The sequence below is a fragment of the Phenylobacterium sp. genome (genome assembly GCF_036677185.1).
GTDB lineage: Bacteria > Pseudomonadota > Alphaproteobacteria > Caulobacterales > Caulobacteraceae > Phenylobacterium.
The window spans coordinates 96,861-110,014 of the sequence record NZ_JAKFEN010000022.1 but is presented as its reverse complement, the minus strand read 5'-3'; the positions used below and the strand labels follow the sequence as shown (position 1 = coordinate 110,014).

Here is a 13,154-nt window from a genome sequence, read left to right as displayed (position 1 = left end):
TTTTATTTCATTGAATTCGCGGAAGGGGATGGCATGGGCGATACGGCGAAAGTGAGCTTTGACGGGAAAACCGTCGAGCTGCCGATCCTGAAAGGCACCGACGGCCCGGCGGTCGTGGATATCCGGAAGCTCTACGCCGAAGCCGACGTCTTCACCTACGATCCGGGCTTCACATCGACCGCTTCGTGCGAGAGCAAGATCACCTTCATCGACGGCGACGCGGGCATCCTCCTCCACCGAGGCTATCCGATCGACCAGCTGGCCGAGAAGTCCAGCTTCCTGGAGGTCTGTTACCTGCTGCTGAACGGCGAGCTCCCAAACGCCAAGGAGTTCGAGAAGTTCAACCACAACATCACCTATCACACGATGCTTCACGAGCAGTTCGATAGGTTTTTCATGGGTTTCCGTCGGGATGCTCACCCGATGGCGATCATGGTCGGAGCGGTCGGCGCCCTCTCGGCCTTCTATCACGACAGCACCAATGTCGATGATCCCGAGCAGCGGATGATCTCGTCGCACCGGCTGATCGCCAAGATGCCGACGATCGCCGCGCGCGCCTTCAAATACTTCCGCGGCCAGCCCTTCGTGCATCCGCGTAACGACCTCTCCTACTCGGAGAACTTCCTGCGCATGTGCTTCTCGGTGCCCGCCGAGGACTGGAAGCCCAATCCGGTCCTGACCCGCGCCATGGACCGCATCTTCATCCTGCACGCCGATCACGAGCAGAACGCGTCGACCTCCACCGTCCGTCTGGCCGGCTCGTCGGGCGCCAATCCGTTCGCCTGCATCGCGGCCGGCATCGCCTGCCTCTGGGGCCCCAGCCATGGCGGCGCCAACGAAGAGGCGCTGAACATGCTCAAGGAGATCGGCACCGTCGATCGCATCCCGGAGTACGTCCAGGGCGTGAAGGACCGCCGCTACCGCCTGATGGGCTTCGGCCACCGGGTCTATAAGAACTACGACCCCCGCGCCACCGTGATGCAGAAGACCTGCCACGAGGTCCTCGCCGAGGTCGGCCTCCAGGACGACCCGCTGCTGAAGGTGGCGATGGAGCTGGAAAAGGTCGCGCTCAGCGATCCCTACTTCGTCGAACGCAAGCTCTACCCGAACGTCGACTTCTACTCCGGCATCACCTTGCGCGCGCTCGGCTTCCCGCCCGAGATGTTCACGGTGCTGTTCGCCCTGGCCCGCACCGTGGGCTGGATCTCGCAGTGGAAGGAAATGATCGAGGATCCGTCGCAGAAGATCGGTCGCCCACGGCAGATCTACACCGGCGCGCCGGCGCGCGACTACGTGGCCGTCGACAAGCGCTAGACGCTGTCGCCATAAGGTTGCGCGACGGCGTCACACGCCTATTGTGAAGGCCCGGGCCGGGCGGCCCGGGTCATCATAAGGAGGGCGTCATGACGATCATGGCCGTCTACCTGGTAAACGCCGCCACCAAGCAGGACTACGACGACGTCAAGGACGCCATCGGGTGGGAAAACGATCCCCCGGACGGCGCCCTGCTGCATTTCGTGGGCTTCGACAAGGAAGGCGCCTGCAGCATCGAGCTATGGGAATCCGAGGCCCAGTTCGAGGCCTATCGGCGCGACCGCTACGACCCCGCCTGCGAGCAGGCGGGTCTCGGCCGGCTGGAGGCGCGGGTGCTTGAGGTGCACAACGCCGCCGCCGCGGGACCGGTCGAGACCTATGTCCCGATCCTCGACGCGGCGCGCCTAAGGCCGCGCGCGGCGGTCGGCGAGCAGTTTGAGCACGGCGTCGGCGGCGGCCTCTGAGGGATCGGGGCCGTCGCGCCCCATCTTGGCCAGCGCCTCGTGCTGCGCCTCGATCTGGGCGTAGCGCATGCCCGGGAAATCCAGCCGCTCGCCCACGGCGGCGGCAAGGGCCGACCCGTTGCAGTCGTCCTGTACGAACTCAGGCGCGACGAAGTCCTGGGCGGCGATGTTGAACAGGGTGATCCAAGGCGAGCGCAGGAGCCGCTTGAGCACGAAGTGGGTGAAGTTCCCCAGTCGATAGGCCACCACCATCGGCACGCCCGCCAGGGCCAGTTCCGTGGTCACGGTGCCGGAACAGGCCAAGGCCACGGTGGCGGCCTTCATGGCGTCCAGCTTGGCCGCATCGCCCTCGACCACATGCGCCCAGCCACCAGCCTGCGCCTTCACGGCCTCGGCGACCGTGGGCGCGGCGGGAATCACCACCTGGAGCTCCGGACGCTGGGCCTTCAGCAGCGCCACGGCCTCGGCGAACGGCGGCAGGACGCGGGCGATCTCACTGGGCCGACTGCCGGGCAGGACCAGCAGGACCGGGGCGTCAGGCGCCACGCCCAGGTCGTCGCGCAGCCGCGCCCCGTCCGCATTGCTGAAATCGACATTGAGCGCGGAATTGCCGACGAAGGTGACCGCCAGGCCCTCGGCCTCGAAATATGGCGGGTCGAACTTGTGGATCGAAAGCAGATGGTCGACCGTGGCCGCCAGGGTCTTGGCCCGCCCCGGCCGCGTGGCCCAGACCTGGGGCCCGACATATTTCACCAGCGGCAGGTCCGGCCGGCGTTTCCGTAGCTGCTGGGCCACCCTCAGGGTGAAGCCCCAGGAATCGATCAGCACCACGACGTCGGGCCGCTCGCGCTCCGCCAGGGCCACGGTGTCGGCCACCCGCGCGACCACCTTGCGGTAGGCCAGCAAGCCTTCCAGCAGGCCCAGGATCGAGAGTTGCGAGATGTCGAAGGGGCTCTGGACGCCCTGCGCCGCCATCTTCGCGCCGCCCACCCCGACGAAGCGAACCTCACCGCCCAGCCTTTGACGCAGCGCCTGGGCCAGGCCCGCCCCGCGGTCGTCTCCGGAGGCCTCGGCGGCCACCAGCATGACGCAGAGGGGCCGGTTCACGGCGCGCCCGGAGGCTCCACGCCGACGATGAACAGGCCAAGCTCGTCGGCCATCTCGATCACCGCCTCGCGGTCCAGCACCAGCAGACGTCCGGTTTCGCCCGCCAGGCCCGCCAGCCCCGCCTCGGCGGCCCGCCGGATGGTGTTGAGGCCGATGGTCGGTAGGTCGATGCGGGTTTCCTGGATGGGCTTGGGCGCCTTGGCCAGGACCCCGCGCGGCGTGTCGGGCGTGCCGCGGATGGCCGGTGGCAGCTTGGCCACCCGGCCCAGCATGGCGTCGGTGCCCTCCTGGGCCTCCACGGCCAGGACCAGGCCGTCGCAGACCACGGCCCCCTGCCCTACATCCAGCCGACCGATCTCGCGAGCCACCTGCAGGGCGCGCTGCACGTCGGCCATCTGATCGGCGCTGGGGGACACCCGGCCCAACGGTCCGGCGGGCAGGGTCAGGTCGCCCATCACCTCATGGGCGCCCTCGACGGCGAAGCCTTCCTTCTCGAACTCGCCGACCAGGGCGCGCAGCAAGGCGTCGTCGCCCTTTCGCGCGGCGGCCAGCACGGCGGGCAAGGCCATCAGGCCTCGCAGGTCGGGAGTCAGCGACTTAAAATCGGGCCGGTCGACATTGCCCACCAGGGTCACGGCGCGGCATCCCGCGCGCTTCAGCGCCTTGAAGCACTTGCCCAGCTCGGCGATCCCGATATCGGCGCCCGGGAACCGCGCGATCTCCGAACCGGCGAAACCCTTCAGCCGCACGATGAAGAACGGCCGGCCCGCCTGTTCGCAGTGTTCGGCGATCTCGACCGGGAGGGTTCCGCCGCCGGCGATCAATCCAAGCTTCTGCATAGGCGTCAGCCTAAACCTCGCGCTCGGGCAAGCACAGGGGGCGGCTGGCGTCGGCGCGGATGAAGTCGATGATCTCCATCACCTCGGGGCAGTCGGAATAGGTCTCGACCGTATCGTCCAGGCGCTCCTGGAAGGTGCCCTCGTCGGCGAACAGCAGGCGGTAGGCCGCGCGCATGGTGTTGATCGTCTCGCGGCTGAAACCCCGGCGCTTGAGGCCGAGCAGGTTCAGACCCTCGAGGTGGGCATGGTTGCCCCAGACCGAGCCGTAGGGGATCACGTCCTTCACCACGGCCGCCAGGCCGCCGATCATGGCGTGACGCCCGACGCGGATGCGTTGATGCACCGCCGCCAGCCCGCCGAGGATGACGAAATCGCCGATCTCGCAGTGGCCGCCCAGGGTCGCCTGCTTGGTCAGGATCACGTGGTCGCCAACCATGCAGTCATGGCCGATGTGGCACTCGATCATATAGAGGCCGTCGGACCCGACCTGGGTCAGGCCGCCGCCGCCCACCGTGCCGGTGTTCATGGTGGCATGTTCGCGGATCAGATTGCGGTCGCCGATGACCAGGCGGGTGGGCTCGCCCTTATAGGCTGTGTGCTGCGGCGGGCCGCCCAGCACGGCGAAGGGATGGACCAGGTTTTCGGCGCCCAGCTCCGTATGGCCGTCTATCACCACATGGGAGAGCAGCTTGGTGCCGGCGCCAAGCCGGACATTCGGGCCGACGATGCTGAACGGCCCGACGGAAACGCCGTCGGCGAGCTCGGCCTTGGCGTCGACGATGGCCGTGGGGTGGACTTCGATGCTCACGGGGTCTCCACCAGCATGGCCGCGAACTCCGCCTCGGCCGCCGTCTTGTCGCCCACCAGGGCCTTGCCTTCGAACTTGAACAGGCCGCCGCGGGCGCGCACCACGCGAACGTTCATACGCAGCACGTCGCCTGGCCGCACCGGTTGGCGGAAGCGGCAATTGTCCAGCGAGGTGAACAGGATGGTCTTGCCCGCCCGGTCGACGTTCAGCGACTTCGACATCAGCACGGCGCCGGTCTGGGCCATGGCCTCGACGATCAGCACGCCGGGCATGACCGCGTATTCCGGGAAGTGGCCCTGGAAGAACGGCTCGTTGATGGTCACGCATTTGATGCCGACGATTGACTCGCCCTGGCGATAGTCCTCGGCCCGATCGACCAGCAGGAACGGATAGCGGTGCGGGATCCGCAGCAGGATCTCTGAGATGTCGATGGAGGTCTGCGCCTCGACGACGGGGGCCTCGCTCATTTGTCCGATCCTTTGCGAACGCCGGCCGACTTCGAAAGCCAGGCGACCTCGCGCATCCATTTCCGAATGGGTTGGGCCGGAACCCCGCCCCAGGTCTCGCCCGCCGGCACGTTGCGGAACAGGCCCGCGGCCGCCGCGATCTGCGCGCGGTCGCCGATGCTGATGTGGTCCGCCACCCCTGCCCGACCCCCGAAGGCGACGCCATCGCCGATCGTGACGCTGCCGGAGATGCCCGTATAGGCCGCCATGACGCAGTTCCGTCCCACGCGCACGTTGTGTGCGATGTGCACAAGGTTGTCGATCTTGGTGTTCTCGCCCACCACGGTGTCCTCGAAGGCCCCGCGGTCAACGCAACTATTGGCGCCGATTGTAACGCCGTCCTGCAGAATCACCCGGCCGAGCTGGGGCACGTCGATTACCCCCTGGGCCGCGCCGGTGGCCCCGAAGCCGGCCTCGCCGATCCGGGCTCCCGCCAGGATGGCGACCCGGTCGCCCAGCAGCGCGAAGCCGATGCTGGCGCCCGCGCCGATGACGCAGTCGCGGCCGACGGCCACGCCGGGGCCGATCACCGAATTGGCGCCGATCACGGTTCCGCGGCCGATCCGGGCCCCCGGACCGATCACCACGCCCGGCGACAGGGTCACCCCGTCCTCCAGCACCGCGTCGCGCGACACGGCGTCCGCGCCGATGTGGCGGCGGGGACGATGCAGGCGGTTGGCGGCCGCGGCGTAGGCGGCGTGCGGCGTGGCGGTGATCAGGGCGGCGCACCCCTCGGGAACCAGCGCCGCATCGGCGGCGGACACGAAGACGCCAGCTGGCCGGCGCTGCGCCAAGGCCTCGGCGTATTTGCGGTCGGTGAGAAAGGTGACGGTGTCGGACTGGGCCTGCGCCAGGACCGCCACGGCGCGGACCGAGCGTCCGCCCTGGGCGGCGTCGGCCAGCTTGGCGCCCGTCACCTCGGCCAACTCGGCCAAGGTGACGGGTCCAAGGTCTTCAAAGAAACGCGGATCGGGCATCGAAATCCTTCGGCTCGACCCGGGTCTAGCGCGAGTCGGCCTACCGGCGGGGCGGCGTGGCCGGAGTTTGCGCGCCAGGCGCCGCCTGGTCCAGGCGCTCGCGGTCGAAGTTGAACTGGGTGATCTTGGCGTTGAGCGCCGTGACAACCGGGCCCGAGATGTCCATGGCCGGATTGGCGATGACCACGGCGTCGCGGGTCAGCAGCAGGCTGCATTGGCGCTGCTGGTAAACCTGACGGATGATCGGGTCCAGCTCCTGGCCGACGCGGCCCAGCGCCTTCTGCTGAGTGGCCTGCAGTTCGCGCTCGCGCAGCTGAGCCTTGCGTTGGAAGGCGTTGGCCTTGACCTGCAGGGCCGAGGCGCGGGTCTCGAAGGTGTTCTGGTCGAGGGTGGCGCGCTGGCCTTCAAGGGTCTTGGCCTCGTTCTGGATGGCGGCGTCCTCAGCCTTCAGCTCGGCCTGAACCTGGGTGGCGATCTGCTGCAGGCGGGTCTGGACGTACTTGCCCACGGTCGAAGAGCCGATGGAGCCTTCGAGCGAGATGATGCAGTGACCCGGGAGCGCCGGTCCGTGGGTGACCGCAGGCGCTGCCGCGGCCGCGGGCGCCGGAGCGGCCGCTTGGGCGAACGCGGCGCTGGATGCGGACGCGGCGATGGCGGCGACACAGGTCGCCGCGACGAGGGCTTTGATCGTCATGAGTGGAATTAGAACCTGGTTGAGGTGGAAAACCGGAAGGTTTCGGTCTTGTCGTAGTTCTCTTTGGCCAAAACTTGGCTGAAGTCGAAACGAATTGGCCCCATCGGCGACCGCCAGTGCACCGAAAGACCAGCCGAGGCCCTCAGCGACAGATCGTCGACGATCGCGGGATCGCGCGTTCCTGGCGGGTACGGCAGGTTGGTGATCGGGTTGATGGCGCCCGGTTGGTAATTCTTGTCGGCGTCGTCCAGCAAGCCCAGCGTGCCGAAATCGGCAAACAGCCCGGCCTTGATGCCGTACTGCTCGGGCAGGCCGGTCGGGATGGCCAGCTCCACCGTGCCGATGGCGTAGGCCCTACCGCCCAAGGCGTCCGAGCGGGAGAAGTTGGTGTCGCGCGGCCCGATGCCGGCGGTCTCGAAGCCGCGGAAGTTGTTGCCGCCCTTGTAGAAGCGGTCGTTGATCCGGATCGTGTCGCCGCTGAACCCGGCGATGAAGCCGGCCGAACCGGAGACGCTGAGGATGAAGTCCTTGTTGAACCCGTGCCACCAGCCGCCGGTGGCCTCGGTGCGGATGTAGTTCACGTCGCCCCCGACCCCGGCGAAGTCCTGTGAGACGTCGAAGCGGTAGCCGCGGGTCGGATTGATCGGGTCGTTCCGGCGATCGTAGAGATAGGTGTAGCCCACCAGCGAGGTGATGAACTTGCCGCGCTGGGCGCAGAGCGAGAGCGAGACCACCTGGGCGGTGCAGAGCGAGCTGTCGATATCGACCTCGTCGCTGCGCAGGGTGTAGCGGGTCGACATCCGCGAGGCGACCGTCAGCGGGAAGCCGAAGCGGATATTGCTGCCGATCGTATTGGTCTCGTAGGCCGAGAACTCCGAGTAATCGAGCCGATAGGCGTAGAGATCGAAGCCCGCGCCCAGGTCGCGGCCCAGGAAGCGCGGCTCGGTGAAGCCGAAATCGATCTGCTGGCGCAGCGAACCGACCGAAACACGGGCGCGCACGCTCTGGCCGCGGCCGCGGAAGTTGCGTTCGGTAATGCCCAGGTCGAGCACGAGTTGGTCGACCGACGAATAGCCAGCGCTGAACGACAGCTCGCCCGTGGGCTGCTCCTCGACCTTCACCTGCAGGCCCGTGCGATCGGGCGCCGAACCCGGAACCTCTTCGATATCGACCTCCTTGAAGAAGCCGAGCGCGCGGATGTTGTTCTTGGACCGGTCCACCAGGGCGCGGTTATAGGCGTCGCCCTCCACCAGGTTCAGCTCGCGCCGGATCACATAGTCCAGGGTGCGGGTGTTGCCGGTGACGTCGATACGCTCGACATAGACCCGCGGGCCCTCGCGGACCTGGAAGACCACGTCGACGGTGTTGGTGTCCTTGTTGGCCGTATAGCGCGGACGCACGTCGACCGCGGCGAAACCCGCCGCGCCGGCCGCGAAGGTGAGCGCGTCGGTGGCCTGCTCGATCCGCTCGTCCTGATAGGTCTCGCCGGACCGGATCGGCACGAGTTGCTGCAGGACGTTCTTGTCCAGCTTCTGGAGCTCGGTCTCGACGGTGATCTTGCCGAACCGGTACTCGACGCCCTCCTCGAGGGTGTAGGTGATCGCAAAGCCGTTCTTGTCCGGGGCCAGCTCGGCGATCGCCGAGATCACGCGGAAATCGTAGAAGCCGCGGTTGCGGTAGTGCTTGCGCAGCTGCTCCTTGTCGTACTCCAGGCGATCAGGGTCGTAGTTGGCGTTCGACGAGAAGAATTTGAACCAGCTGGTCTGTTCGGTCACGACCACGTCGCGCAGGTCGTTGTCCGAGAATTCCTTGTTGCCCAGGAAGTTGACGCGCAGGACGCCGCTCTTGGGGCCCTCGTCGATTTCGAAGATCAGGTCGACGCGCTTTTGCGGCAGTTCGACGATCTTGGGCGTGACGGTGGCCGAGATCCGGCCCGATCGGCGATAGAGCTCGACGATCCGCTGGACGTCCTGCTGGACCTTGGCGCGGGTGAAGATACCGCGCGGACGCACGGTCACCTCGTCGCGCAGCTTCTCTTCCTTCAGTCCGGAATTGCCCTCGAACACCACCTTGTTGATGATCGGGTTCTCGACGACCGTGACGATCATGTCGGAGCCCTGCAGCTCGACCTTCACGTCGGCGAACAGGTCGGTGCGGAACAGGGCCTTCAGCGCCAGGTCGGCCTTGGCCGGATCGAGGGTCTCGCCCGGCTGGACCGGCAGGTAGGAGAGCACCGTCGACTGTTCGATCCGCTCATTGCCGCGGACGATGATCCGCTGGACGACGCCGGACTGTTGCGGGGCCGCCTGGGCCGCGGCGAGCGTCGGGACGACAAGCGCGGTCGAGCCCATCAAGAGGGCAAGTCCGGAGGCGAGCGCGGCGCTATGAGCGCGGGTTCTTTGCATCGTTTAAGCCGTTAGCGGAAAAGGGCGGGTCAGGAAAAGACGCCGCCGAGGATTTTGAACACACGCAGCTGTTGCAGATCGTTCCAGGTGGCGAACAACATCAATCCCAGCAACAGCGCAAGACCCACCCTATAGCCTGCGGCCTGGACATTGGCGGCGACCGGGCGGCGGGCTACGGCCTCATAGGCGTAGAACAGCAGGTGCCCCCCGTCCAACACGGGGACCGGCAACAGGTTCATGAAGCCGATGCTCACCGAGACGAAGGCCGCGAGCTGCAGCAGATTGACGGCGCTGCCCAGCAGCATTTCGCCGGGACTCGAAGCGCCTTCGGCGCCGGCCTGGGCCACCTTCCCGGAGATTCGGGCGATTCCCAGCGGGCCGCTGAGCTGGTCGGCCGAGACCTGGCCCGTCACCATGCGGCCGAGATAGTAGACGGTGGTCCCCAGCGTGTTCCAGGTGCGCTCCACCCCGCCGCCCAGCGCCTGGAGCGGCGTGTAACGAACGCGGATGAAGTCGCTAGGCTTCTGGGGCGGAGCGAAGCCCAGTACGCCGATCCTGCGCTCGCCCGAAATTGGATCCTTGCGGAGCTGCCATTCCGGCGTGGCGTTCAGGGTCAATTCCCGCCCGCCGCGGTTCACCACGAGCGGGGTAAGCACATCGGCGCGAACCTGGATGATCGTGGCGAGCTGGTCGAAGGTCTTGATGGGAGTTCCGGCGGCGGCCACCACCAGGTCGCCCGGCAGGAGGCCGGCGCGCGCCGCCGGGCTGCCAGGCTGGACAAATGCCACCTTGGCCGGCAGCACCAGCGCCCCGTAGGCCATCAGCAGGCCGGCGAACAGCGCGATGGCCAGGAAGAAGTTGGCGAAGGGGCCGGCGGCCACGACGATGGCCCGCTGCCACAGCGGCTTGAAATGGAAATAGCGGTCGATGGCGCCCGGCCCCTCGCGACGCTCGACCTCTCGGCGCAGGCTCTCCAGGCTTTCGTGGTCGGGCAGACTGGCGGCGTTCTCATCGCCCGAGAAGCGCACATAGCCGCCCAGGGGGATCCAGCCGACCCGCCACTCGACACCCGACCTGTCCTTCCAGACCGCCAGCGCCTTGCCGAAGCCGATGGAGAACCGGTCGATGGCCACGCCGAAGCTCTTGGCGGCCAGGAAGTGGCCCAGCTCGTGGATCGTGACCACAAGCCCCAGGACCAGTAGGAAGGAAACGACGAAGGTCAGGGAGGTTAAGGTGAAATCGATCACGACGGGGTGCTCCTCCAAGGCCTCAACGGCCTAGACCGGCCACGACGTCGTCCGCCACGCGGCGCGCCGTCGCATCGATGTGTCGCGCCCGCTCCAGGACGTCCCCGGAGAGACCCGCCATGAGCCCCTGCCCGTCCACGCGTTGCAGCGTCCTCGCCACCGTGGCGGCAATATCCAGAAAGCCAATCTTACGGTCAAGGAAGGCGGCCACTGCGACCTCGTTGGCGGCGTTCATCACCGCGGGCGCGGCCCCACCGGCCGCCAATGCTTCTTTCGCGATCTTCAAGGCGGGAAAACGGCGCAGGTCCGGTTCTTCGAAAGTTAGTTGCCCGGCGGCGGCCAGGTCCAGCTTCGGCGCCGGCCATGGCAGGCGGTCAGGCCAGGCGAAGGCGCAGGCGATCGGCGTGCGCATATCCGGCGGTCCCAGCTGCGCCAGGGTCGAGCCGTCGGCGTATTCCACCAGGCTGTGAATGATCGATTGCGGGTGGATCAGCACATCGACCCGCTCGGCCGGCATGGCGAACAGATAGGCCGCCTCGATCATCTCGAGGCCCTTGTTCATCATGGTCGCCGAATCGACCGAGATCTTGACCCCCATGTCCCACCTGGGATGGGCCACGGCCTGTTCCGGCGTCGCGTGCTCCATCTGGCCGATCGACCAGGATAGGAACGGGCCGCCCGAGGCGGTGAGGATCAACCGCGAGACATGCTGAGCGTTCATCGGGTCCAGCACCTGGAAAATCGCCGAATGCTCGGAATCGACCGGGATCACGGCCCCGCCCGCCAGCTTGGACGTGCGCAGCAGCGAGGGCCCGGCGCAGACCAGGCTCTCCTTGTTGGCGAGCGCCACGACCGCCCCTGCCTTGGCCGCCGAAAGCGTCGGCGGGAGCCCGGCGAACCCCACGATGGCCGACATCACCCACTGGGCGTCGGCGGCGGCGGCCTCGGCCACCGCGCTCGCGCCGGCGGCGGCTTCGATCCCCGAGCCCTTGAGCCGGTCACGCAGCTCCCCGAGCCGGGTCTCGTCCTCGATCACCGCAAGCTTCGGCCGCCACTGCAGGGCCTGCTGGGCGAGGCGCTCGACATTGCGCCCAGCCGTCAGGGCGGCGAACTCGACCTCGGCCCCGGCCTTGTCGAACAGGTCCAGGGTCGAGACCCCGACCGAGCCCGTGGAACCCAACACGCTGACACGCCGCGGCAAGGTCAATTCGCCCACCCCAAATGGTTGATGAGCCGGGCGCCGGCCAGGACGACCGCGGCGAACATCAGGCCATCGACCCGGTCCAGCAGGCCGCCGTGGCCCGGGATCAGGTCGCCGGAATCCTTCACCCCGAAGCGACGTTTCAGCATGGATTCCCAAAGGTCGCCCGCCATGGTGGCCAGGCCCGCCACGAACCCGATCAGGGCGCCGGCCTGCAGGCTGAGCACGATGTCGCTGAAAGCGGCCATGGCCACGCCAGCCACGGCCGCGGCGATCAGGCCGCCGACGAAGCCCGACCAGGTCTTGTTGGGCGAGAACCGCGGCCACAGCTTGGGGCCCTTGAGCGCGCTGCCGACCGCGAAGGCGGCGATGTCCGCCGTCCAGACGACGGCGAACAACAGCAGGGTCCATTGCCGGCCCTCGGGCATGCCCCGCAGCCAGACCAGGCAGACCATCGGGATGGCCAGATAGACCACGCCATAGGCCGCGTTGCCCGGCCGTTCCGAAACGCCTCGCGCCACCAGGGCGGAGGCGGCGGCGCCGATCGCCAGGGCGCCCCAGGCGTAGGTCATCTGGCCAAGATAGGCCAGGAAGGTCCCGGCTAGGATTGCGACCGTGAGCGCCGCCGACACCCGGATCGGGGCCTTCGGGGCCGTCATGGCGCCCCACTCGATGCAGAGCAGCGCGACCGCCACGGCGATCAGGACGAGGAACAGCCAGCGCACGTCATCGGCGAACCAGACAGCGGCCAGCGCCGTGGGCACCAGCACGGTGGCGGACGCCACGCGTATGCCCAGATTGGTCCAGTCGAACCGCCTAGCCTGTGGCAAGGACATCATCGGCCACGGCCCCGCCGTATCGCCGCTCACGCTTCTGAAACTCCGCGATGCCCTCGGCGAGGTGATGCGGCGTGAAGTCGGGCCAAAGGACGTCAGGGAATACGAATTCGGAATAGGCCGACTCCCAAAGAAGGAAGTTCGACAGCCGTTGCTCGCCGCTGGTGCGGATCACGAGGTCCGGCGACGGTAGTCCGCCAGTGGAGAGGCGGGCCTCGAAGATGTCGTCGGTGATGTCTTCAGGCGCGATCCGACCCGCCGCGACCTCGGCGGCGACGGCGCGCGCGGCGTCGACGATGTCGGCGCGACCGCCGTAGTTGAAGGCCACCTGGAGGAAGAACTTGTCGTTATGGGCGGTCTGGCGTTCGGCGCGCTCGACGATCTCGGCCACGTCCGGCGGCAGGCCCTCGCGGCGGCCCAGGATGCGGACCTTCACGCCCTCGCGCACCAGCTTGTCGAGGTCGGAGTTCACATAGAGCTTGAGCAGCCGCATGACCTCGGCCACCTCGCCGGCGGGCCGGCGCCAGTTTTCGGTGGAGAAGGCGTAAAGCGTCAGCCAGCGGATACCCTGGTCGGGCGCGGCCTCGACCACACGGCGGATGGCGTCGACGCCCTTGGGATGGCCGACCTGGCGCGGCAGGCCCCGGCGCTTGGCCCAGCGGCCGTTGCCATCCATGACGATCGCAACATGCAGAGGGGCGTCGCGCGCGCCCTTCGGCTGCTCTTTGTCGGCGATGGTCATGGGGTTCCCGTTCG

At 67.7% G+C, this 13,154-nt stretch carries 13 protein-coding genes; 2 read left to right on the top strand and 11 right to left on the bottom strand.

The annotated features are described in order from the left end of the window. The first annotated feature begins 33 nt into the window (after window positions 1-33). Both gltA and V6M51_RS13895 read left to right on the top strand, forming a co-directional pair. Complete coding sequence (gene gltA / locus V6M51_RS13900) at window positions 34-1,314, top strand: citrate synthase (protein WP_254833206.1); 1,281 nt, start codon at window positions 34-36, stop codon at window positions 1,312-1,314. 89 nt (window positions 1,315-1,403) lie between these two features. Beyond that, the gene (locus V6M51_RS13895) at window positions 1,404-1,778 is read left to right on the top strand and encodes a hypothetical protein (RefSeq protein ID WP_332768061.1); all 375 of its coding nucleotides are present in this window, start codon (window positions 1,404-1,406) and stop codon (window positions 1,776-1,778) included. On the opposite strand, the gene lpxB is transcribed toward V6M51_RS13895, so the two are convergent. The 11 genes from lpxB to V6M51_RS13840 are packed head-to-tail and all read right to left on the bottom strand — an operon-like array spanning window position 1,719 to window position 13,140. Beyond that, a complete protein-coding gene (gene lpxB, locus V6M51_RS13890) occupies window positions 1,719-2,885 on the bottom strand; it encodes a lipid-A-disaccharide synthase (protein WP_332768060.1) in 1,167 nt (388 codons plus the stop codon). The two genes, V6M51_RS13895 and lpxB, sit on opposite strands and share 60 nt — an antisense overlap. Next, on the bottom strand, window positions 2,882-3,724 hold the full coding sequence (lpxI, locus tag V6M51_RS13885) for a UDP-2,3-diacylglucosamine diphosphatase (RefSeq protein ID WP_332768059.1): 843 nt from the start codon (window positions 3,722-3,724) through the stop codon (window positions 2,882-2,884). Before lpxI ends, lpxB begins: the two co-directional genes overlap by 4 nt. A gap of 10 nt (window positions 3,725-3,734) precedes the next feature. Next, on the bottom strand, window positions 3,735-4,526 hold the full coding sequence (lpxA, locus tag V6M51_RS13880) for an acyl-ACP--UDP-N-acetylglucosamine O-acyltransferase (RefSeq protein ID WP_332768348.1): 792 nt from the start codon (window positions 4,524-4,526) through the stop codon (window positions 3,735-3,737). A 2-nt stretch (window positions 4,527-4,528) separates the two neighbouring features. Next, on the bottom strand, window positions 4,529-4,999 hold the full coding sequence (fabZ, locus tag V6M51_RS13875; RefSeq protein ID WP_332768057.1) for a 3-hydroxyacyl-ACP dehydratase FabZ: 471 nt from the start codon (window positions 4,997-4,999) through the stop codon (window positions 4,529-4,531). After that, complete coding sequence (gene lpxD / locus V6M51_RS13870) at window positions 4,996-6,015, bottom strand: UDP-3-O-(3-hydroxymyristoyl)glucosamine N-acyltransferase (protein WP_332768055.1); 1,020 nt, start codon at window positions 6,013-6,015, stop codon at window positions 4,996-4,998. The genes fabZ and lpxD overlap by 4 nt, the downstream gene beginning before the upstream one ends. A 40-nt stretch (window positions 6,016-6,055) precedes the next feature. Continuing rightward, on the bottom strand, window positions 6,056-6,709 hold the full coding sequence (locus tag V6M51_RS13865) for an OmpH family outer membrane protein (RefSeq protein WP_332768053.1): 654 nt from the start codon (window positions 6,707-6,709) through the stop codon (window positions 6,056-6,058). Between the two features lie 8 nt (window positions 6,710-6,717). Then, window positions 6,718-9,114, bottom strand: a complete 2,397-nt coding sequence (gene bamA, locus V6M51_RS13860) for an outer membrane protein assembly factor BamA (protein ID WP_332768051.1) — start codon at window positions 9,112-9,114, stop codon at window positions 6,718-6,720. A gap of 29 nt (window positions 9,115-9,143) precedes the next feature. Then, entirely contained in the window at window positions 9,144-10,361 is a 1,218-nt protein-coding gene (rseP, locus tag V6M51_RS13855; protein WP_332768049.1) for an RIP metalloprotease RseP, read from the bottom strand. Between the two features lie 22 nt (window positions 10,362-10,383). Beyond that, window positions 10,384-11,577: a 1-deoxy-D-xylulose-5-phosphate reductoisomerase gene (gene dxr, locus V6M51_RS13850; RefSeq protein WP_332768047.1), complete on the bottom strand. Its 1,194-nt coding sequence runs from the start codon at window positions 11,575-11,577 to the stop codon at window positions 10,384-10,386. Beyond that, window positions 11,565-12,401, bottom strand: coding sequence for a phosphatidate cytidylyltransferase (locus V6M51_RS13845; protein ID WP_332768346.1), 837 nt, complete (start codon window positions 12,399-12,401; stop codon window positions 11,565-11,567). Before V6M51_RS13845 ends, dxr begins: the two co-directional genes overlap by 13 nt. Beyond that, window positions 12,379-13,140 carry an isoprenyl transferase gene (locus tag V6M51_RS13840; protein WP_332768045.1) on the bottom strand — a complete coding sequence of 254 codons (762 nt, stop codon included), beginning with the start codon at window positions 13,138-13,140 and terminating at the stop codon, window positions 12,379-12,381. The genes V6M51_RS13845 and V6M51_RS13840 overlap by 23 nt, the downstream gene beginning before the upstream one ends. Window positions 13,141-13,154 lie beyond the last annotated feature (14 nt).